18 protein-coding genes are annotated in these 22,096 nt (G+C 64.9%); 6 read left to right on the top strand and 12 right to left on the bottom strand.

What is annotated here, in order from left to right; all coding sequences use genetic code 11:
• The first annotated feature begins 44 nt into the window (after positions 1 to 44).
• Complete coding sequence (gene ppnP, locus ON44_RS07600; protein ID WP_040687385.1) at positions 45 to 356, top strand: pyrimidine/purine nucleoside phosphorylase; 312 nt, start codon at positions 45 to 47, stop codon at positions 354 to 356.
• 5 nt (positions 357 to 361) lie between these two features.
• Here ppnP and ON44_RS07605 read toward each other — a convergent pair whose 3' ends face one another.
• From ON44_RS07605 to ON44_RS07620, 4 genes are all read right to left on the bottom strand, one after another.
• Positions 362 to 1,213, bottom strand: a complete 852-nt coding sequence (locus ON44_RS07605) for an NAD-dependent protein deacetylase (protein ID WP_040687444.1) — start codon at positions 1,211 to 1,213, stop codon at positions 362 to 364.
• A gap of 71 nt (positions 1,214 to 1,284) precedes the next feature.
• Entirely contained in the window at positions 1,285 to 1,833 is a 549-nt protein-coding gene (locus ON44_RS07610; protein WP_040687386.1) for a YceI family protein, read from the bottom strand.
• Positions 1,834 to 1,963: 130 nt separating this feature from the next.
• Positions 1,964 to 3,064, bottom strand: coding sequence for an LLM class flavin-dependent oxidoreductase (locus tag ON44_RS07615; RefSeq protein ID WP_040687445.1), 1,101 nt, complete (start codon positions 3,062 to 3,064; stop codon positions 1,964 to 1,966).
• A gap of 82 nt (positions 3,065 to 3,146) precedes the next feature.
• Positions 3,147 to 3,848, bottom strand: coding sequence for a TetR/AcrR family transcriptional regulator C-terminal domain-containing protein (locus ON44_RS07620; RefSeq protein WP_040687388.1), 702 nt, complete (start codon positions 3,846 to 3,848; stop codon positions 3,147 to 3,149).
• Positions 3,849 to 3,978: 130 nt separating this feature from the next.
• On the opposite strand from ON44_RS07620, the gene ON44_RS07625 reads away from it, so the two are divergent.
• Positions 3,979 to 5,436 carry an MFS transporter gene (locus tag ON44_RS07625; protein WP_040687390.1) on the top strand — a complete coding sequence of 486 codons (1,458 nt, stop codon included), beginning with the start codon at positions 3,979 to 3,981 and terminating at the stop codon, positions 5,434 to 5,436.
• Positions 5,437 to 5,616: 180 nt separating this feature from the next.
• On the top strand, positions 5,617 to 6,399 hold the full coding sequence (locus ON44_RS07630) for a DUF8020 domain-containing protein (protein WP_040687446.1): 783 nt from the start codon (positions 5,617 to 5,619) through the stop codon (positions 6,397 to 6,399).
• Between the two features lie 56 nt (positions 6,400 to 6,455).
• Here ON44_RS07630 and ON44_RS07635 read toward each other — a convergent pair whose 3' ends face one another.
• Positions 6,456 to 7,586, bottom strand: a complete 1,131-nt coding sequence (locus ON44_RS07635; RefSeq protein WP_051181690.1) for a serine hydrolase domain-containing protein — start codon at positions 7,584 to 7,586, stop codon at positions 6,456 to 6,458.
• A 126-nt stretch (positions 7,587 to 7,712) separates the two neighbouring features.
• Positions 7,713 to 8,366, bottom strand: a complete 654-nt coding sequence (locus ON44_RS07640) for an SDR family NAD(P)-dependent oxidoreductase (protein ID WP_040687392.1) — start codon at positions 8,364 to 8,366, stop codon at positions 7,713 to 7,715.
• A 352-nt stretch (positions 8,367 to 8,718) separates the two neighbouring features.
• Here ON44_RS07640 and ON44_RS07645 point away from each other — a divergent pair, with 352 nt between their 5' ends.
• The 3 genes from ON44_RS07645 to ON44_RS07655 all read left to right on the top strand — a co-directional run bounded on the left by ON44_RS07645 (position 8,719) and on the right by ON44_RS07655 (position 12,213).
• The gene (locus tag ON44_RS07645) at positions 8,719 to 10,152 is read left to right on the top strand and encodes an LCP family protein (protein WP_373283136.1); all 1,434 of its coding nucleotides are present in this window, start codon (positions 8,719 to 8,721) and stop codon (positions 10,150 to 10,152) included.
• 126 nt (positions 10,153 to 10,278) lie between these two features.
• Complete coding sequence (locus ON44_RS07650; RefSeq protein ID WP_040687394.1) at positions 10,279 to 11,493, top strand: L,D-transpeptidase; 1,215 nt, start codon at positions 10,279 to 10,281, stop codon at positions 11,491 to 11,493.
• A 135-nt stretch (positions 11,494 to 11,628) separates the two neighbouring features.
• Positions 11,629 to 12,213 (top strand): TetR/AcrR family transcriptional regulator, encoded by a 585-nt coding sequence (locus tag ON44_RS07655; RefSeq protein WP_245567044.1) that lies wholly within the window; start codon positions 11,629 to 11,631, stop codon positions 12,211 to 12,213.
• 1 nt (position 12,214) lies between these two features.
• On the opposite strand, the gene ON44_RS07660 is transcribed toward ON44_RS07655, so the two are convergent.
• The 6 genes from ON44_RS07660 to ON44_RS07685 form a co-directional block, all read right to left on the bottom strand.
• On the bottom strand, positions 12,215 to 14,245 hold the full coding sequence (locus ON44_RS07660) for a CocE/NonD family hydrolase (RefSeq protein WP_040687398.1): 2,031 nt from the start codon (positions 14,243 to 14,245) through the stop codon (positions 12,215 to 12,217).
• Positions 14,246 to 14,435: 190 nt separating this feature from the next.
• Entirely contained in the window at positions 14,436 to 15,605 is a 1,170-nt protein-coding gene (locus ON44_RS07665) for a cytochrome P450 (protein WP_051181694.1), read from the bottom strand.
• Complete coding sequence (gene asnB / locus ON44_RS07670; RefSeq protein ID WP_040687400.1) at positions 15,602 to 17,509, bottom strand: asparagine synthase (glutamine-hydrolyzing); 1,908 nt, start codon at positions 17,507 to 17,509, stop codon at positions 15,602 to 15,604. Before asnB ends, ON44_RS07665 begins: the two co-directional genes overlap by 4 nt.
• A 1-nt stretch (position 17,510) precedes the next feature.
• Positions 17,511 to 18,971, bottom strand: a complete 1,461-nt coding sequence (locus ON44_RS07675; RefSeq protein WP_157187072.1) for a flavin-containing monooxygenase — start codon at positions 18,969 to 18,971, stop codon at positions 17,511 to 17,513.
• 5 nt (positions 18,972 to 18,976) lie between these two features.
• The gene (locus tag ON44_RS07680; protein WP_040687403.1) at positions 18,977 to 20,377 is read right to left on the bottom strand and encodes a wax ester/triacylglycerol synthase family O-acyltransferase; all 1,401 of its coding nucleotides are present in this window, start codon (positions 20,375 to 20,377) and stop codon (positions 18,977 to 18,979) included.
• 33 nt (positions 20,378 to 20,410) lie between these two features.
• A complete protein-coding gene (locus ON44_RS07685) occupies positions 20,411 to 21,766 on the bottom strand; it encodes a cytochrome P450 (RefSeq protein WP_157187073.1) in 1,356 nt (451 codons plus the stop codon).
• Between the last annotated feature and the right edge of the window lie 330 nt (positions 21,767 to 22,096).

Here is a 22,096-nt window from a genome sequence, read left to right on the forward strand (position 1 = left end):
GCGTACGCTGACGGCTCCACCTCCAGCACCTCGGGAAAGAGATCATGACGCGGTTCGAGAACGTCAGTGTGGCCAAGAAGGCCAATGTGTACTTCGACGGCAAATGCATCAGCCACAGCATCGAGCTGGCCGATGGCACCGCGAAGTCGGTCGGCGTCATCCTGCCGTCCACCCTGACGTTCAATACGGTCGAGCCGGAGATCATGGAGCTGATCCAGGGCGAGTGCAAGGTCACCCTGGCCGGCGAGACCGAGGCCGTGACCTACCGCGGCGGCGAATCGTTCTCGGTGCCGGGCGACAGCTCATTCGAGATCGAGGTGCTCACGACGCTGCATTACGTCTGCCACTTCGGCTGAGCCGGTCAGACGGGAACGCGCTCGGCACCCAGGGAATCTGCCAGCGCGGTCAGCACATCCGCGCACCCGGCATCGACGGTGAGCGTGGCGAGTTCATCACCTCGGGTCCGGCCGCGGTTCACGATGGCGACCGGCTTGCCCTGTTTCGCCGCATATCGCACGAACCGCAGCCCGGACATCACCGTCAACGACGATCCCGCCACCAGCAGCGCGTCCGCCGCCTCGACCATTTCGAACGCGGTGGCGACGCGCTCCTTGGGGACGTTCTCGCCGAAGTACACGATGTCCGGCTTGAGCATGCCGCCGCAGCGCGCGCAGTCCACCATCCGAAAATTCGCGGTATCGGCGACCACCGCATCGGCATCGGGGGCCACCTCCACCCCGGTGGCCGTCGCCGAGGCCGCGAAACCCGGATTCGCCGCCTCCAACCGCTCGGCCAAGGTCATCCGCGAAATCAGCGCCTCGCAGCCGAGACACCGCACCCGCGCATAGGTCCCGTGCAGATCGATGACCCGCCGATGACCCGCCTTCGTATGCAGCAGATCGACGTTCTGCGTAATCAACCCGGTGACGACGCCGGCCCGCTCCAACCGCGCCAGAGCCCGGTGCGCCGCATTCGGCCGTGACCCGTCCATGGCCCGCCACCCGATATGGTTGCGCGCCCAATACCGCTGCCGAAACGCCGCATCCCCTACGAACTGCTGGTACGTCATCGGAGTCCGCACCGGCGACCCCGGCCCTCGATAGTCCGGAATCCCACTGTCGGTCGACACCCCGGCCCCCGTGAGCACCGCGACCCGCCGCCCAGCCAGCAGCCCGCCCAACCGCTCGATAGCGGGTGCGTCGAATCCGGACATGGAATTCAGAGTAAGCGCCGCCGCCCGGTCGGTGACCCCGGGCGGCGGCGAAAACACTACGTCGGTCCTGATCAGGCCTGGAGGCCGAGCTCGATCTCCAGGGTGAGGGTGATCTTGTCGCCGATCACCGCGCCGCCGTCGGGCAGCGGCATATCGATGGTGATGCCGAAGTCGCGACGGTTGATGACGGTCTTGGCCTCGAAACCGGCGACCGGGCCCTGGCCCATACCGGGGTTGACGCCCAGGAATTCGACATCGAGGGAGACCGGGCGGGTGGTGCCGCGGATGGTGAACTCACCGTCGACGACGAAATCCTCACCATTGATGCGGAATCCGGTCGACTTGAAGGTGGCCACCGGGAAGTCGGCGGCGTGGAAGAAGTCGGCGGTGCGCAGGTGCGCGTCGCGCTGCTCGTTGTCGGTGGTCACCGACTCGACCAGGATCTCGGCCTCGGCCGAGGCGGTGCCGTCTTCATTGATGACCAGCTTGCCGGAGAAGTCGGCGAAGCGACCGCGGACCTTGCTGACCATCAGGTGACGCACGGTGAAGCCGAGGGTGGAGTGGGCGGGATCGATGACCCAGGTGCCTGCGGTCAGATCCTTGGCGGTGGTGGTCGACATTGTTGGTCTCCTCATGTGGTTGATTTTTCAATTACTTTTATATCGAACGAGTATTCAGTTCTGGCACTACAAGACCGGTGCGCCGTTGCACCGGGGGATCAGGTCGGATCGGCGAATTCCGAGATCACAGTCACTGCGCGACCTTCATGGCGTGGTCCTGGGCACGAGCCGCGACCAATGACGCATGAGTCGGCGCATCCGGGACACGGGCCGGACGCAGTGCGTCGAACTCCTTGCGCAGCACCGGAACTACCTCCGCACCGAGCAGATCGAGTTGCTCCAGCACCGTTTTCAACGGTAGACCCGCGTGGTCCATCAGGAACAGCTGTCGCTGATAGTCGCCGAAGCTTTCCCGGAACGTCATGGTCTTTTCGATTACCTGCTGTGGACTGCCGACGGTCAACGGCGTCTGCTCGGTGAAATCCTCGAGCGAGGGGCCGTGGCCGTAGACCGGCGCGTTGTCGAAGTAGGGCCGGAATTCGCGCACCGCGTCCTGAGAGTTCCTGCGCATGAACACTTGTCCGCCGAGGCCGACAATGGCCTGGTCGGCGGAGCCGTGGCCGTAGTGCTCGAAGCGGCGCCGATACAGCTCGATCAGGCGCTGGAAGTGGTCCTTCGGCCAGAAGATATTGTTCGCGAAGAAGCCGTCGCCGTAATAGGCGGCCTGCTCGGCGATTTCCGGACTGCGGATCGACCCGTGCCAGACGAACGGCGGTACGCCGTCCAGCGGTCGCGGCGTTGCGGTGAACGCCTGCAACGGAGTACGGAATCGGCCTTCCCAGTCGACCACATCCTCGCGCCACAGCCGGTGCAGCAGATGGTAGTTCTCGATCGCCAGCGGGATGCCTTCGCGAATGTCCTTGCCGAACCACGGGTAGACCGGACCGGTATTGCCGCGTCCGAGCATCAGATCGACGCGACCGTCGGCCAGATGCTGCAGCATGGCGAAGTCCTCGGCGATTTTCACCGGATCATTGGTGGTGATGAGTGTGGTCGCCGTGGACAGCTGCAACCGCTCGGTCTGCGCCGCGATATAGCCGAGCATCGTGGTCGGCGACGACGGCACGAACGGCGGGTTGTGATGCTCGCCGGTGGCGAATACGTCCAGGCCGACCTCTTCGGCCTTGCGCGCGATCGTGACCATCGCCTTGATGCGCTCGTGCTCGGTCGGTGCCCGACCCGTCGTCGGGTCGACCGTCACATCGCCCACCGTGAAAATTCCGAACTGCACCACGCCTCCTCTCGGAAAGTCTGACACCTATTTGGTGGATATGGCAACCAACAGGGCGGTATCGCCATCTATTCCCGAGGGGTCACTTGCGCAGCCGCGACTCCAGACCGTCCATGACGCAGAGCAGACCGAAATCGAAGGCCATCGCGCGGGCGGTCTGATAATCGGCGGGTTGCATCTTCCGGTAGTCGGCGAGCATCTCCGGATAGTCGGACGCGAGCTCATCCATGACGTCGAGCACCATGTCCTTGTCGAGCCCCTTGTCGCCGAATGCTTTCGCCGCGGTGATCTCCGGGATGACCTGCCCGAGTACATAACTCGTCACGGTGCCACTCGCGAGGTAGATATCGACGCCGGTGAATCCGGCGCTGATGAAGCTGCGGCGCAGTCGATCACTGAGTTCGAAGGCCTTCGGGCCGACGCTCGGCAGGGAGCCGATCAAGGTGGTCACCCAGGTGTGGTCGAGCATGGTGAGCCGGAAGTTGTAGGCGTAGGTCGTGACGACCTCACGCCACGAGGCCTGGTCCGGATCCGGAATCCGCACCAGCCCCCAGATCTCGTCGAGGACGAGTTCGAGCAGTTCATCCTTATTCGCGACATGCCAGTAGAGGCTGGTCGCGCCCGCATCGAGCTTCGCGCCGAGCTTTCGCATGCTCAGCGCGCCGAGCCCTTCGGCGTCCAATACCTCGATTGCGGCGGCGACGATCTGGTCGCGGCGCAGTCCGGCCGCCTTCGGTTGGCGCGGCTCGCGGGTCCACACCGAGGAGAACTGCTGCTTTGTCACAGCTCCGCCTCGCTAGCGCTCGGCTCCGCTGCGACAAGATGTGCTGTGTCTTCGGTTCCCTCGCTGCGCTCAGTCACAGGGTCAGCATAATTCTCTCGCACATTGTGCGATTCTATCGTACGGTGTTCGAGTGGAATCGAACGTTGTACGAGATCCTCGCCGTTGGTGGATTCTGGGGGTCCTCTGTCTGTCTCTGCTGGTGCTGATGATCGATGGCACTGTGCTCAATATCGCCATTCCGTCGTTGATCCGGGAACTCGACGCGACGCCGTCGGACGTCCAGTGGATCCTCGATGCCTACGTCCTCGTCTTCGCTGGACTGTTGCTCACCGCGGGCAGCCTGTCCGACCGGTTCGGGCGGCGGCGCATGCTGGTGCTCGGGCTGGCACTGTTCGGCGCGGCATCGCTCGCGGCAGTGTTGGCGACCGAGCCGTGGCAGGTGGTCGGTGCGCGCGCCCTGATGGGCGTCGGCGGTTCGCTGCTCATGCCGTCGACCCTGTCCATTCTGATGACCACCTTCGCCGAGGACGAGCGGCGCAAGGCGATGGCCGCCTGGTCCACCGTGTCGATGGTCGGCATCGTCCTCGGGCCGACGCTGGGCGGCCTTCTGCTGCAGCACTATTGGTGGGGGTCGGTATTCCTGCTCAATATCCCGGTCGCGGTGCTCGCGATTGTCGCCGCCTTGGTTCTGATGCCGGAATCCACCGGTGAGCAGCGACCGGTCGACCTGATCGGCGTGCTGCTGTCCATCGTCGCGCTCACCTCGACGGTCTACGTGATCATCGAGCGCGAGTGGAATCTCCCGATGATCGGACTCGCCGTCGTCACGGGGCTGGCATTCGTGGTCTGGGAGAGCCGGTCGGCGCATCCGATGCTGCCGCTGGCGGTGTTCCGCAATCGCGATTTCACGGGCACCTGCTGCACGCTGCTGCTGATGGTGTTCGGTATGGGCGCGATCATGCTGATGCTCACCCAGTACCTGCAGTTCGTACTCGGCTACGGGCCGATGAAGGCGGGTCTGGCCCTGCTGCCGTATGCGGTGGCCGCCGCGGTGTGCAACGGTCTCGGCGCGACACTGGGCAAGAAGTTGAGCAATAAGACGCTCATCGTCGCCGGTTTGCTCGTCATGGGCGGGGCGTTCGCGATCCTGGCCGTCGGTACCGGATATTTCGCGGTGCTGGCCAGCATGCTGGTCATGGGGATCGGCGGCGGTCTGGCAGGTCCGGCCGCGTACGCCGCGATCATGAGCGCCATTCCGCTCGAGCATGCGGGCGTCGGCTCGGCCATGAACGACACGTTGCAGCAGGTCGGCATGGCGATCAGCATCGCGATCCTGGGTAGCGTACTGGCCGGTGTGTTCACGTCGCATATGCCCGATGACGCACCCGCCGCCGCACGTGAATCCATCGGCGCCGCATTCCAACTCGGATATGTCGAACCGGCCAAGGAAGCGTTCACCGATGCCATGTCGACCGGCGCCTGGATCAGTGCGGGCTTCAGCATCGCCGCCGCATTACTCGGGTTGGCACTGCTGCGGACACGGCCCACGCCGCAGGTCGACACGCCGGAGGAAGTAACCGTGTCATAGCTGGCATCGATCTTTCGTCCCGAATCCGGTCGCTTCGCGCCGCAGGCTCGGCTACGCTCCCCTCGACCTCCTTGCCGCGCATACGAGTACATTGCACGGGGAGTTTCTCGAGCAGGAGAGTCGAGCCTGCACGGGGCGTTGCGAAGAGCGAATCATCTGATGACGGAACGGAACACCCGAATGAAGCTTTGCGATAGCACTGCGGCGGCGATCCTTGTCATCGGTGCCGTGACCTTGGGCGCCGGAGTTTCGCATGCCGAGCCGGACGCCGCGCCCCCGCGGCAGGACATCACGTACTCGGTCAAGCTAGTCGACAAGACGGTGGTGGCCAGCGTGCGTAACGGCACCTTCACCCTGTCCAAGGCGGCGGAAAGCGAGCTCGCGACCGGCGGCGACGGGCGGCTGGTCGACAAGGACGGCACGCTGGTCGATAAAGACGGCAAGGACGCCGATATCGCCGATGTGGTCGATGTCGTCGATCTGGCCGACACCGACGGTCGCGTCGTCCTTACGCTGCCGCTGCGGTTCCGGGCCGCCGATACCGACATACCGGTCAAGCCGGTGGTCGAAAAGGACGGCACGGTACTGGAACTGGCGGCGCAGAAGCCCGCCGGACTCGACATCTCGCAGCCACTGGCCGTCAAGCCGGTCGCATCGATGACCGAAAACAACCGTGCCCGCGATGAATTCGCCATGCAGTTCGGACTGGCCACGGCGATCGGCGGCTTCGTCGGCACCGCCATCGGCGCGGTCGTCGGATGTGTCGCCACCATTGCCGCCGGCTGCATCCTCGGCTTGTCCACCGGCGCCGCCCTCGGCGGGATCATCGGCACGATCGTCGTCGGCGGACCGGTCCTGATCGCCTCCGGGGTGGATTACGTCAACACGATGATGTCTCCGGACGGCACCACCCGGTTCGCGGACAAGACGACGACCCAACCCGCGCCGCCCGCACCGAAGTAGTTCCACCTCCGGCCATCCGGTCGAGCTCGGCCGGCCGTGCCGCAGAACTGACTCCGTCACCCGCAGAAGGCGGCGTCTACCAGGTTGTCCATGGCGCCCTTGTAGCCGAGGCCGAACAGGGGTGGGACTTGGTTGAGGCTGACGGTTATCCCGCGGGCGGGGGTGTAGCCGCCGAAGACGAAGAACCCGTCCATGGCGCCGCCGTGGCTCCAGATATCGATGCCGCAGGCGTTGGTGCGGTGGAACAGGCCGAGGCCGACATCGTCGGGGAGAGCTGGGTCGCCGCCGTGGATGGTGTGCTGCATTTCGGCGAGTTCGGTTGGTCGAAGCAGTTTTCCGGAGAGTAGGGCAGAGAAGAAGCGGTTCAAGTCGGCATCGGTGGAGACGAGCGCGCCATCGGCCAGGCCCCAGCCCGGGTCGATATCGGTGATGTCGACCTGGGCACCGTTGAAGATCTGATATGCGCGCGGGTGTGGACCGCGAATCACGTTCTCCTGCGGGAATGCGGGCCAATAGGTGTCGCGGAGATCCAGCGGGATCAGGATCCGGTTCGTCACCTCGGCGCCTAGCGGCCGTCCCGTGACCTGCTCGATCAGCTTTCCGGCCAGCAGGTAATTGGTATTGGAGTAGCTGAAACGCGAACCGGGCGCGAACAGCGCGGGCATATCCAATCCGAGTCGGATCAGCTGATCCGGGGTTTGGTACCGCTGCAATGCCTCGACGGACCCCCAGTCCAATCGAAGGAGATAGTCCGGAATACCGCTGGTGTGCTGCAACAGATTTCGGACGGTGATCAGATTCCCATCGCCACCGGGGCCACGCACCACACCGGGCAGATAACGCTCGATCGGAGCATCGAGCTCGATTCGCCCCTCCCCGACCAACTGCAGCACCACGGTCGCCACGAATGTCTTGGTATTGCTGGCGATCCGAACCTGTGCGTCATCCGGGAACGGAGCGCCCGTCGCGAGATCGCCGACGCCGCTATTGATCTGAGTCGCGTCGCCGTCGGCGGTTACGACCAGCTGCGCCCCTGGCACGAAAGCCGAACGGACCAGGTCATCCAGCCTGGCTTGCAGCACTTGGGGGTGCACTGTGGCCGGTTGGGCCGAGGACGCCGCGAGATTCGGCAGCACCGAAATCACCAGTGCGGCGACCAAAGCCGTCGTTACCTTGAACCGCCGCATCCATCCTCCTTCGTCGCGACCCGCTCGGCCGGTCCTTCGGTGCGCACGGTGACACCCACGCGGGTCCCGTTCGGGTCGAAGGAGAATCCGGCGCTGGCGCGTCGTTGGTCGGAATGTCTTGTCGGATCAGCCGTTATAGGACACATGGGGTGTCCAGTCGTCGAGGGGGCGGACGGCGGCGGCATGCAATGCCGCGGCGACCCGCTCCCGGGTAAACGCGCCTTCGCCGAGCACGCCATTGATCTGCACCGCGACGGCGCGGAAACCGTCAGGCGCCAGGGTGGTGTCCAGGCTGGTGACGAGATTGCGCACCGCCGCCTTCTGCACACCGAGCGATGCCGCCTCATGCCACGGCTTATCCGCCGCCGCACTCCCCGTGACGAGCACGCGCGCACCGGGGGCGAAGAACGGCCGCGCGGCCTGTACCGCGGGCAGCAGCGCCGCCGCGCCGATCGTGAAGTCCTCGATCAACTCCCCGACCGTCAACCGCAGCGGATCCGACTGCCGGAAGATGCTCGGGTTGAAGTGCAGCACGTCGATGCGCCCGTGCCGCTCGCCCACCTCGGTCACAATACGAGTGACATCGTCGGGATCGGCCAGATCCACACCGACACCTTCGGCATCGAAACCTTCGCCCAGCAATTCCTTCGCCAACGGCTCGGCCTCCGCGCCGAGCCGGCAGGCCAGCACCACTACATACCCGTCGCGTGCGAAAAGGCGGCCGACGGACAGCCCGACGCCGGGACCGGCACCGAGGACGAGCAACACAGGAGCAGCCATGTATACGAGACTAGATCGTCAATCTGTGCAGATCACAATGTCCGATTCTTGCCTGCCCCGAGCGCTGTCGGTAACACTGGGACGGTTGAGCAGGCGGTTTCGAGTGACCTGCGAGCATTCACTAGCGGGTGCGACTAGTCGTTAGCGGGTATGACCCGTACATGCGCTGTGTCGTGACCCGAGACGAAAGCTGAGGCGGCGAGAATGATCCGGGACCTAGGCCGCCGCCATGGATGACGACACCGTCGAGCTTCCCAAAATCACCGAGACTCCCCGCACCGGACACCGGCGAGCAGCGCACCGACGAGCGGAACCGAAACCCCATCGCGCCCGCAAAGCGGCAAAGATCGCAATGCGCGTCCTGACATCGATCGCCGCTCTCGCCGTTCTGTCCGGCACCGGCTTCGCCTGGTCGGCCAAGACCGAATTCGATAACGGCTTCACCCACACCGACGCGATCGGCAAGGACGCACCGCGCTCACTCGGCGGCGATCTGAATATCCTGCTGATCGGCCTGGATACCCGCAAGGACCTCGACGGCAACGACTTGCCGAAGGCGATCCTGGACCAGTTGCACGCCGGCGACGGCGACAACGGCGGCTACAACGCGAATTCGCTGATCCTGCTGCATATTCCTGCGGATATGCACAAGATCGTCGCGTTCTCCATTCCGCGCGACGACTATGTCGCGGTCTCCGGCATTCCGGGCTACGACCACGCCAAGATCAAGGAGGCCTACGGGCTGAAGAAGGCCGCCACCGAGACCAAGCTGGAAAACTCGGGCATGAAGGACAAGGTGGCCCTGGAACGCGCGGGCCGCGAGGCGGGGCGGGCATCGATCGTGCAGACGGTGCGCAATCTGGTCGGCGTCCCCATCGACCGCTTCGCCGAAATCTCGCTCGTCGGCTTCTACGATCTGGCCGATAAGCTCGGCGGCGTCGATGTCTGCCTCAACCACGCGGTCGACGACAGCTACTACTCCGGCGCGGTCTTCCCCGCGGGTCCGCAGCATCTCGATGCCGCCAATGCGCTGTCCTTCGTGCGCCAACGCCACGGATTGGAGAACGGCGACCTCGACCGCACCCACCGCCAACAGGCCTTCCTGACCTCGGTCGCCAAATCGCTGAAGGACACCGGGACGCTGACCAACTTGAGCAAGCTCTCCGGGCTCATGGACGTGGCACACCGCGATATCGTGCTGTCCGACGGCTGGAACCTGCTCGACTTCGCCCGCGACCTAGGTTCGGCTGGCTCGATCTCGGTCGAATTCCGGACGCTGCCGGTGCTGCGCTACGACGTTATCGACGGTCAGGACGTCAATATCGTCGATCCGGCGGCCATCAAGAAGGAAGTGCGCGCCGCCTTCGGCATCGAGACCACGCCGACCACCTCGGTGCGCACCCCGACCAGCATCGTCGATGTCAACAATGCGAGCGGATACACCGGTCGGGCCGCTCAGCTGTCGACCGCACTCACCAAACGCGGCTATACGGCGGGCACCGTGGCCACCAGCACCCGCACCGGCGCAACCTCCACCATCACCTATGGCACCGGCGCCGATGCCGATGCCGCGCAGCTGGGCGACATCCTCGGCCTCACCGCGACCGCGTCGCCGAATGTCGAACCCGGTCACATCACCGTGGTCGTCGGCAGCGATTTCACCATGCCCGCCGAACTCGTGCCGACCACCAGTGCGACCGCGACCACCACCACCGCCGCACCCGCACCCGATGCGGGCAAGCCGGTCGCGACCACGATCGGCAGCAGCGTGCCCTGCGTCAACTGACGCCGGATATACGCGCAGGTCACACCCGCGGCGGCAAACCACGTCCGAAATGGCCGGTAAACTACGGCACGGGCCAGTACGTCGTAGGTGCGCCGCAGGGAACGCACGGCGAAACACAGGAGAGTCATGTCGAGTCGCCGCTTCCGGTGGAGAGCCGCTGCGGGTTTTGCATTGGTGATGATGTTGCTCGTCGCCGGATGTTCATCGAAGTCGGAAGCGCCGACCACCCAGGCCGGACCGCCACCGCCCCCGATCGTCATCACTCCGGGCGGTGGCAACAATGTCGATCCGCTCGCGCCGGTCGTGGTGACCGCGAACGACGGCATGCTCACCTCGGTAAACCTGACGAATGAGGCGGGCCGCTCGATCGAGGGCATCTACACCCCGGACAAGACCGCGTGGAAGCCCGTCGATCCGCTCGGCTACGGGCACACCTACACGATCAGCGCCGAAAGCCTCACCATCACCGGCCGTGTCGGGCCGACCACCTCGACCTTCAGCACGCTGGCGCCGAACAACCAGACCAAGGTCTATATGACCACCACCGGCGGCACACCGCTGGCGGACGGCGGCACCTTCGGTGTCGGCACCGTCGTGGTCGCGCATTTCGATGAGGACGTCCCGGATAAGGCCGTTGCGGAGAAGCGGCTCTCGGTGACGACCAACCCGCCGGTCGAGGGTTCCTGGTATTGGCTCGACAAGCGCAACGCGCACTGGCGACCGCAGCAGTACTTCGCACCGGGCACCAAGGTGACCGCCGCGGCCAACATCTACGGCGCGGACCTCGGCGGCGGCCTCTACGGCCAGGAGGACACCAAGACCACCTTCACCATCGGCCCATCGCACGTCTCCATTGCCGATGACAACACCAAACAGGTGCAGGTCTTCGAGAACGGCAATCTGATCCGCACCATGCCCACCTCGATGGGTAGAGGTGGGAGCGAGGTCATCGCGGGTAAGACGCTGAGCTTCTGGACCCAGCCGGGCATCTACACCGTGATGGACAAGGGCAATCCGGTGATCATGGACTCCTCCACCTACGGCCTGCCGGTCAATTCCCGGCTCGGCTACAAGGAGGCCATCGGCTGGGCCACCCGCATCAGCACCGACGGCATTTACCTGCACCAGCTCGATTCCACCGTATGGGCGCAGGGCAGCCAGAACCTCTCACACGGCTGTCTGAACCTGAGCCTCGCGAATGCCCAGTGGTTCTACAATTTTGCGATTCCGGGCGATGTGGTCGAGGTCCGCAATACCGGCGGCGCACCGCTCGAGGTCTGGCAGAACGGGGACTGGGGCGTGCCGTGGGACGAGTGGGTTCAGGGCAGCGCTCTGCACTGAGTCTTTGTGGGCCGGACAGAATTTCCGGGCGAAAGTTCCAGGTGTGGCAGAATCGTCGGCATTATGACCGTCTTGACCAGCGCTTCTCCGGACCGATTGCCCCGAGGGCCGCATCGCTTGACCCGGGACGAAGTCGTGACGTCACAGCGCGAGCGGCTATATATCGCCGCATTGGAGGCGGTCGCCGAACTCGGCTACGGCCCGACCACGATCACCGATATCGTCGGTCGGGCCCGGGTTGCCCGGCGCACGTTCTACGGGCTGTTCGAGAGCAAAGAGGAATGCTTCACCGCCGCTTTCGATTTCGCGGTCGACGTCATTACCCGTGAACTCGACCGGGTCGTCGCGGAATCGGGTGCGGACACCTTCGTCGAGCTGGTGCGCACGACACTGAAAACGTATCTGGAGTTCCTGGCCGCCGAGCCGGCAGCAGCACGTGCGCTGCATATCGAAACCCTCGCCGCCGGACCGGGACTCATCGCCCGCCGGGCCCGCACGCACCGCATGTTCGGCTATCGGATGGTGGCCGCGGCGCGAATCGGCGTGCGGGCGGGCGAAGTTCGCGCCGAACCCGATCCCGGACTGATCGATGTGCTGCTCGGCGGCATCGACGATCGAGTCCGGGCCACCCTGATCGAGTCCGGGCCGCAGGAGCTACCGGCCTTGGCGCCCACACTGACTCGCGCCGCACTGGTCTTACTCGGCTCCGGCCCGGCCTGATTCACCAGCCCGGCTCGCGGTCGACCGGAATGTTCACCCAGCTCGGCTGATTCGGGTCCAGCTCGATGTGCTGGGGCTTCAACCCGCTCTCATTCAGCAAGGGACGCAACGGAAGACTGCTCGGGAAGTTTCCGGCGAAGATGTCGACGCGCAGCCGGTGTCCCGGTTGCAGCACACCGTCGGTGGCGAACATGCCGATATCGATGACCGTCGGCTGGCCGGGCACGATCGGTTCGCGGGTGTCCAGGGTCAGATAGGGGTAGGGGTCGGTGTAGTCGCCGCTGGCCGAGCGGGTGGCCTTGCTCTCGTCGACGGCGCGCAGGGACGCGGTGCGCTGGCCGTGCGTCCACTGGGTCGAACGTCCGTCCGGCGCAACGTCGTTCAGGGTCACCGTCCAGTAGCCGTCGGTGGCGTCCAGGACGGTATTGAGGTGTATCGCGATCGGGCCGGAGATCTGCGTCGGCACGGCGACCGCCGCACTGGTGAAGGTCAGTCCATTGGTCTCCGCGATGCGAGAATCCTTCGTGCAGATGTCCGGGAGCGGCAGGATGCCCGCCGTCCCCTGCGCACCGTCGCGTGAGCAGAGCGTGGTCAGGCCGGGCGCGATCGAAACCCGTGCGGGTCCGCCCGGCACGCCGGTGAGGCTGCCGTCGTAGGCGCTGCCCGGCGCGGTGCCCGAGGCGGCCGCGTTCAAATACATACGTCGGTAATCCATATCGGGCCGCGGAAACGCCGAGGTGTGCGTCCAGCCGCCGCCCTGCTGCCACAGGGTGACCTGGTCGTAGTCATCGATGCCGTTGTCGATGCCCTTGAGCCACTTGTCGAACCACGCGCGCTGCAATACATCCAGGGCCGCCGGTCCGTCGGTGTCACCCATGCCCGAGCCGGTGGTTACGTGATAGTTGTTGTCCATCACCAGCTTCTTCTGACTGTCGGGCACATTGATCGCGTTGTAGACCCGCGGCGAGGAGTAGGCGAAGATGTCCTGCCAGCCGCCGTAGACGAAGGTCGGCACATCGATGCGATCGGGATGTCCGATCCAGGCGGTGCGCAACGGACTTTGATCGTCGAGCACCGAATACATTTCGGGCGGAATCTGATCCATGCTCTGGGTGCCCAGCGCCATGATGATCATATTGAAGAAGGTGAACGGGTCACGGACTCGGTCCGCCAGCCAGGTCCAGTCGAACTTGCCCGCGAACATGGACACCACGTCGGGAATCAGTTTCGTGCCGTCGACGGCGAGCAGCCATTCCGGAATGAACCCGATGCCGAGTGCGCCACCGGGTGCGGCGACGTCACGGATCAGATCGCTGCCCGGCACGATCGGGAAGATCGCCTGCAGCGCAGCGGGTCTGCGCTCCGCGGTCTGCAGCTGGTTGATGGCCGAATAGGAGATGCCGCTCATGCCGATCTTGCCGTTGGACCACGGCTGCGCAGCCGCCCAATCGACGACCTCGACGCCGTCCTGCTGCTCGCGATCGCCGAACACCTGCCAGGTGCCCTGGGAGAAGCCGGTGCCGCGCACGTCGACGACCACCTGGGTGTAGCCGCTCTGCACCAGTTTGCGATCCACCGCGAAGGTGCGCGCGGTGCCGCCCGCCAATGCCTGTGCCAGATCGCTGATCCCGCTCAGGCCGTAGGCCGAGAGATCGAAGCCGTGCAGCGCCTGCATCAGCGGCTCGGCCAGGCCGGGGATGGCCAGCACGGAGTCGGCGATATTCGCCATCAGCTTGGTGTAGGGCGTGAGGTTCACGATGGTCGGCGTCGGCTCGACGATCGGCTGGCCGGAGGCGTCGGCCGGGTGGTACACATTCGCCTTCAGCACCGTGCCGTCACTCATGGTGATCGGGATGTCCCAGTCGATGTAGACGTTCGGATACTGTTGCGGCCCTGCATGAGTCGCGGTGAATTGCGCATCGAGGCCGAGCGTGGCCTGGGTCGGCGCGGCGGCGACCACGGCTCCGGCAAACACGGTGAAGGTGGCTATCGCAGCAGCCACTGCCTTAATCGGACGTCGACGTCGGATCATGCTTGCCAAACCCTCCCGGCAATGAGGAACTACCCCGTTCCCATCATCGAGTGGGTACAGTAACGTGCATCACCGTTGGTGCGCAACCGTGAGTCACTACAACGCTCTGTGCAGCACACCTTGGACTGTGGACCGTAGTTAAGTTGTCAAGCATTCTCCCAGATCCGACTGTGCGGCAAGCGGACCGATATCAGGTCAGGGCGATATCCAAGCGCTGGTAGAGCGGGACGAACACATTGGTGCGGTAGCGGCGCTTTGTGATGGTCCACGGACGGCCGGGCGCGGTCATCGCCTCCAACACCGCGGCCAGCTCCACATGGGTCAGACTCGCGCCGAGGCAGATATGGCGGCCGCCGCCGAACCACAGCTGCCGGAGTTCGTGCACCTTGCCCAGCCGCAGGTCGTAGCCGCCTGCCGCATTGTTGATCGACCAGGTCATGATCTTCACGCGGTCGCCCGCGCGTAATCGTCTGCCCGCCAACTCGATATCCGAGACGACACCGCGCCCGACGATCGGCATCGAGCTGGTTACCCGCAGCGCCTCGCGCACTGCGTCCGGAATCAGGCTCCGGTCCTCGATCAGTTCGTGCTGAGCCCCGCTATCGTGCAGCAAAGCGATCATTCGGCCCAAAGTGCTTGCCAGCGTCGCGGTTCCGGCGACGACCAGGAAGGCCGCCATGCGGCGGGTGATTTCGGGTCCGAGGCCGAGTTCGCGGCTGCGTCCGATGGTGGTGCTCGGATCGGCGGTTTCGTAGACGGCGGGCACGGAGGCGGCGATGCGGTCGGCTACAGCGCGTCCCTTGCGGGCGTTGCGTTCCGAGACAACCGTGGTGTCGTAATTACCCTTGCCGAGGTTGGCCATGGCCTCGACCAGGCCGAAGAGTTCCTCATACGCGGCGGGTGAATCGTCGACCGGCAAGCCGACCAGTTCCGCCATGGTGCGTCCGGTGAACTCGCGCGAGAACTGCGCCATATCAACGGTTTTCCCAGCGGACAGGTCTGCGGTGAGTTGGCGCAGCATCGGCCCCACCGACCGCTCGGTAATCACCCTGGACCGTTCGGGGGTGAACAGATCGCGAACCTGCGCTCGGAATTCGACATGCGGCCGGCCCTCGAACAGTTCGAAAACCCAATCGCCGAGCATCTGTCCCCACCAGTGCCCGGATGCGCCGACGCCGATAATGCTGAAATGCTCGGTGTCGCTGTGGATCTGGCGTGCCAGTTCCGGGTCGGCCACCAGCCAGCCGAGTTTGGGCACCCGCCGTATCGGCTTGATCAGCGAACCGGCGGCGAGTACCAGAGGCAGTGCGGGCTGGGCGAATCCGTGCAGGGCAAATTCGTGGGCGGCGGCGGTTTTCACGAGGCGACTCGCTCACTCGTGCCCAGCGACCGGAATTGGTCCAGCACGAGGTGGGTGGACATGACGGCCAGGCAACCCCATTCGGCGGCAGTGGCGGCCCAGGTGCCGGTCCGATCGACCGCCGTGCGCCACATCCGTTCGGTGGCGACCGGATCGAAGATCCCGTAGCGCCGCACCGAATCCCGAGACAGATGGTCGTGCGCCAGATCCGCACCAGAACCGGTGAGATACCACGGGCCGACCGGTGTCATGAACGGCTTCTTGCGCCTGCGCACGATCTGTTTCGGCAGCACGTCCGCGGTGGCCCGCTTCAACGCGTATTTCTCGGTTCCCCAGTGCACCAGCATCTCCGGTGACAGTTCGGCGCAGACATCGATGACATCGCGGTCGAGGTAGGGCACGCGCACCTCGATGCTATTGGCCATCCCGAGGCGATCCGAGATCGGCAGGACCCAGTGCGGCAGCCGGGTGTAGAACTCGAAATGCAGTTGGCGGCGGATCTTGTCGTGCGGCGGCGGCGGAGCGAGCGGTGATGGTGCCGGCAGGCCCTCGGGCGCAATGGGTCCCGTGGTGTCGCCGAGAGCACTCCACAGATAGATCCAAGGCGGCACCTCGCCGTAGCGTGCGGTGTATTCAGCACGTCGTCCTGCGACGGAGACGATGTGGCTGTCCAAACCCGAGGGCGCACCGACCCATTTGGTGGCATTGCGCCAGATTGCGGTCTGGGCCCATTTCAGCTGTTCGAACCGGGAGCTCAGCTTCATCAGGCGGTAGAAGTCGTAGCCCGCCAACAGCTCATCGGAGCCGTCGCCGCTCATGGCGACCTTGAGGCCCTTGTGCCGAGCGAACTCGGTCAGTTCGAGGAACGGTGTCGCCACCGCCCCGTACCAGAACGGTGATTCGAAGTGCCACAGGCTCTTCGGCAGTAGCTCGCACGCGCGAGCGCCGGTCATCTCGACCTCGTCATTGGCTACGCCGAGCGACTGGGCGACCAGCCGTGACATCGGCGTCTCGTCGAGGATTTCACCGGTGAGTCGGATACTCGCGGTGGTGAGCGGTGCGTCGCAGCGTCGGGCGGCCACCGCGGCAATGGCGGAGCTGTCGAGGCCGCCGCTCAGCGCGATTCCGGCCGACACCTCGTCGGGCAGGCGTTTGCGCACCGCGGCGGTGAAGGCATCGTTGAACCGCTCGATCGCGGCCCGGCCGGTGAGCAGCGGTGCATCGGGATCGCGGCGCAGGAACGGTGTGAAGTAGCGCTGTTCGGAGATACCGCGACGATCGATCGTGACGATGGTCGCGGGTGGCAGATCGTCGACACCCTGCCAGAAGGTGCGCGGTGCGATTGTGTGGCCGTAGAACAGGCAGTCGCTGAGGCCCTGCGGGTCCATGGTCACCTCGACCAGTCCGGAGGCGAAGATGCCCTTGATCTCCGAGGCGAAAACGATCCGGCTGCCGCGGTGGTGATAGAAGAGCGGTTTGACGCCGACCCGATCGCGGGTGAGCAGCAACCGTTCTCGGTGCGAGTCCCACAGGGCGATGGCGAAATCGCCGTCCAGGCGTTCGACGAAGCCCGGACCGTACTCCTCGTAGAGGTGCGGGATCACCTCGGCATCGGAGTGGCTGCGGAACCGATGCCCGCGCGCGGCGAGCGCATCGCGCAGTTCCCGATGGTTGTAGATTTCGCCGTTGAAGACGACGTGGACGGTGTCGTCCTCGTTGCGGGCGGGCTGCGCACCGTGCTCGACATCGACGATGGCGAGGCGCTGGAAGCCGAAGGCGACATTGCGGCTGTGCCAGGTGCTGACACCGTCGGGGCCGCGGTGGCGTTGGATCTCGTTCATGGCCGCGATCGGGGTCGGATCGACCGGTCCGGCGAAATCGACTATTCCATTGATGCCGCACATGTCACTGTCTTCCGGTATCCCAGTCCCGCGGACGGATGCGACGGCGGTCGAGTCGGACGCTGAACGTTCCGCCCGGCCAGGTCAGGGTGTTGGTGCCGTCCTGATCGACGAAGTAGCTGGTGCATCCGCCGGTCGACCACACCCGGGTGGCGAGCAGTTTCCGGGCGCGCGTGACCCATTCGCGCTCAGCTCGCTCGGACGGGCTGTAGCGGCGAATCCCCTTGGCCCGCATATGCTCGATCGTCTTGGCGATCAGCTTCGTCGTGGGTTCGATGGCGAGGAATTGCGAGGTGTGCGGCAGGGCGGTATTCGGTCCGGTGACCGCGAACAGATTCGGCAACCCGGCGAATGCAATGCCACGGTAGGCGCGAAAACCATCTCGTTGGAACTTCTTGCGCGTAGAGGTCGCCGCGGTACGGAACTCCGGGAAGTGCGCGATGGAATCCTGGACGTGGAAGCCGGTGGCCCACACGATCGCATCGACCTCGTGCAACTCTCCGTCGGCGGTGCGGAGGCCGGTCGCGGTGATCTCGGTGATCTTCTCGGTGCTCAGCCGCACATTCGGGCGGGTGAACGAGCGGTAGTACTCATCGGAGACCATCGGTCGCTTACAGCCGAATGCGTAGTCGGGCGTAAGTTTGCGCCGCAGCTCGGGATCGGGCACCTGCTCGGCCAGCATCTTGCGGACGACCCACTCGTAGACCGAAACCAGCCGCGGATGAAATACGGCGAAGTGCATGGCCTCCAGGAACAGGAAGACGAATCCGCGCGCCGCCAACCGGATCGGCGGCACGGTGCGCAGTATCTTGCGCACGGTCGGCGGAATCGGCCGGTCCAGGCGCGGGATCACCCAGGCCGGAGTGCGCTGGAACGAGATGAGCTCAGCCGCCGTTTTCGCGAGCGCGGGCACGATCTGCACCGCACTCGCCCCGGCCCCGATCACAGCGACCCGCTTGCCCGCCGGTTCGAATGACGGGTCCCACTTGCTCGAATGCATCTGCGGCCCAGCGAAATCGGAGCGACCGGGAATATCCGGAATTGCCTCGGCGTGTAGGGAGAAGTAACCCATGACGACGGCGCGGGCCCGGACCAGCCTGCCGTCGCTCAGCCGAAGCACCCACTGTTCGACCTCGTCGTCGAAATCCGCCTCGGCCACGTCACTGTTCAGCTGCACATGCCGCCGCAGATCGAAGGTGTCGACGACCTGTTCGGTGTAGGCACGCAATTCGGGCTGGGTCGCGTACACGCGGGTCCAATCGGCGTTCGGCGCAAAGGAGTACGAGTACAGCACGGATGGCACGTCTACGGCGCAGCCGGGATAGATGTTATCGCGCCAAGTGCCGCCGATGGCATCGGCGCGCTCGAGGATGACGAAGTTGTCATTGCCGAGGCGGCGCAGGTTCACCGCGACGCCGAGCCCGCTGAAGCCCGCGCCGATAATCGCCACATCGTAGTTCGGCATGGACGTCATCCAGCGGCTAGCTGTGTGCGGTCCGGCAGGAGCAGTTCGGTGAGCTCATCGAGCGCGGCATCCATGGCCCCGGTGAGGTACGACATCGGCGGCAGCTTGTCCTGAACACCGAGAACGCCGAAATGCAGCCCACCCGAATAGCCGATGCAGGTGAAGTTCAGCGAATTGCCGTGCATGAGCAGTGAGATCGGATAGATCGTCTCGAGCCGCGCACCGTTCCAGTACAGCGGGTTTCGCGGCCCCGGCACATTGGAGATGCCCATGGGGTGGGAGGATGCGGTGTTGGTGAAGCCGAAGCTGAGCCCGAGGATCCACGGCAGGGTGACCGCGAGTCCGTAGCCGATGACCTCGTTCGGTGCCATCTCACCCATATGCTGTTTCGCGGCGCGGATGTAGTACTTGACCGCGCTCAACCGGTCGCGTGGATCGGCGATATCGGTGGCGAGCGCGGTGAACATCATGCCCGCGCGGGTGCCTGCGCGCGCGTCGTCCTCCTCGCGCAGGTCGGTGGGCACGCCCGCGGTCAACGACTCTTCGGGCAACGTAGCGTGATCGGTCAGGTAGCTGCGCAGCGCCGTGCTCACGAGGTACAGCACGATGTCGTTGATCGTGCAGTCACCCGCCTTCGCCAATCGCTTGAACAGCGCGAGGTCGTAGCGACGCCGGGACAGATCGCGCGCGCCGGTGATGGTGCCGTCGAGAATGGTCTCCGGCTGCTGGTACGCCTTCTGCGCCAGCGTCTTATCGCCGCGCGCACGTCGAAAGGCATCGCGAGCGGCGGATCCGACGCCGCGCAGCAGGGCCAGCACGCCGGTCAATGCGGTGAGCAGGGCACGGAACGGATTCGCCGTACCGGCTTCGGCCGATTCGGCGGCCGGACGCACGGTGAACAGGTCCGGCACATCGCGGGCGTCGGCATCCTCGGTGAACGTATCGGTGAACAACCGCATGGCCGATGCGCCGTCGAGCAGGCTGTGATGAACCTTGAGCAGGAGCGCGAAACGGTCCTGGGCCAGTCCCTCGATGACGTGCAATTCCCATGGCGGACGGCTCATATCGAGCTGCTTCTGATGGATCGACGACACGAGCTCGGTCAACTGATCCTGGCTGCCCGGCTCCGGCAGCGTCCACTCCCGGATGTGCTCGCTCAGGTCGATATCGTCGACCTCACGCACCATGGCCGCGACACCCGGCGGCGGGAACTTCAGCGGGCGGAAATTCCAGGGTTGCGGCAGGCTCGCCGGTGCGTCCAATCCGGCCCGCCACTGCCGCAGGAATTGGGCCGCCCCGCCCTCGGGTGCGGTGAATTCCAGTAGGAAGGCGATATGCATCGGCATATCGGGTGATTCGAGCGACAGCCAGACACCGTCGGTCGCGGTCAGTCGATGCAACGACATCTACATCCTTAGAGTGTGCTCGGCGAACGGGGGTTAGGCGGGCCGTCGGACCAGTTCGAGATCGAGATCGATGGGGATGACGGCGAAGTGGAAGCGATCCTTCGGCGCCTGCGCACCCGCGGGCAGACGCACCTCGAAGTTGCGGCAGACCATGCCGGTTACATTCTTGATCTCCAACATCGCCAACCCGCGCCCTGGACAGAAGCGTGGACCGGCCCCGAACGGCGTGGAGACCTCGGGCCGATGCGTGCCGTGCTCGGTGCGCAGCCAGCGATCCGGGTCGAACCGCAGCGCGTCCTCGAAGTTCTTCTCCTGCAGGCTCGCATGCTGCACATTGACGATCACCCAGGTGCCAGCCGGGATGTGCACACCATCGATCGTGGTGTCGACGGCGGCCTCGAGTCCGACGATCGGAGTCGTCGGTCGCAGCCGCATCGATTCGGCGACAACGGCTTCCAGATACGGCTGCCGGTCCAGCGCCGAGGGGATCTCGGCGACCTCCTCGCGAATCCGTTCCTGCACAGCCGGATTGCCCGCGAGATGGTAGAGCAGCCAGGCCATGGCATTGCTGGTGGTGTCCTGACCGGCGATCAGGATGGTCAGCGCCTCGGCGAACAGTTGGTCATCGGTGAAGGAGGTGCTGCCATCCTGCGCCAACAGGAAGGCCTCGATGAAATTCGTCGGCGCCGCAGGTAGATTCGCGCGGGCCCGACTGATGACACCGGTGAGATCGGTGCGCAGTGCGGCCAGTGCGCGCTCCAGCGCCCGGTCGTCCGGAAGTTTGACGTAACGCCAGTACGGAAGCGGGCTGTTGATCCGCCGGTTGATGAGCGGGAAGATCAGCTCCAGGTGCCGCTGGATGATGTCGCCGGACTGTTCGATGGTGTTGATGTCGTAGTCGAAGGTCAACTTGGCGGTGACGTCCACCGTGTAGCGAGTCAGGTCGGCGCGAATATCCTTGGGCGACTGCCATTCCCAGCGCCGTTGCAGCCGTCCGGTGATGGTCTCCAGGGTGGGATGGAAGCTGCGCAGATGCGAGGCATTGAAGGCGGGCATCGCCAGCTTGCGACGCAGCCGCCACGCCTCACCCTCCAGCGAGAACAGTCCGTTGGAACCCATCTCGTCCATGACCGATTCGATCGCCGACTGCCGCCGGAACCCGCCGGGCCGGTCACGGAAGATCTCGCGGTTCAGATCGGGATCACTGACGACCACGATGTGCCGCCCCGGCATCTTCAACTGGTAGAGCGGGCCGTGCTCATCGCACCATTCGTCGAACTGACGGTGCAGCAACGAGGGCCGCATCTGCGGGAGATTCCCCAGCAACGGCCACCGGCTCGGCCCCGGGAGATCATCCACGGTCTTGGCGGGTGAGATCGAGACGGACAAAGCTGGCGCCTAACGTCTGAAGGAACTGGTGGAGTCTCGGCGATCGAGAAAAAGGCGCGAGAATCTTGTCTCGGAGCACAAAGAAAGGTCCGCCGAGTTTCTTTGCGAATGCGACCAGAGTCGAAGAATAACGACAGCCTCCCCGCGGTCGAAACATTCGGCCAGACCATATGGACGGTCTGCTGCCACTAATGCCGAGGCGGGCGATGACTCAGCGCGAACAATGGCGACCGTAGCCAGCGTGAGCGGGCGGTGTCAACCCTGACGATTCGTCAGCGTTTACTTTCCGCAGGTAGAGGCGAAATAGTGAGGAACGCAACAGTGCCCCAC

The organism is Nocardia vinacea NBRC 16497 (genome assembly GCF_000308835.1).
Lineage (GTDB): Bacteria > Actinomycetota > Actinomycetes > Mycobacteriales > Mycobacteriaceae > Nocardia > Nocardia vinacea.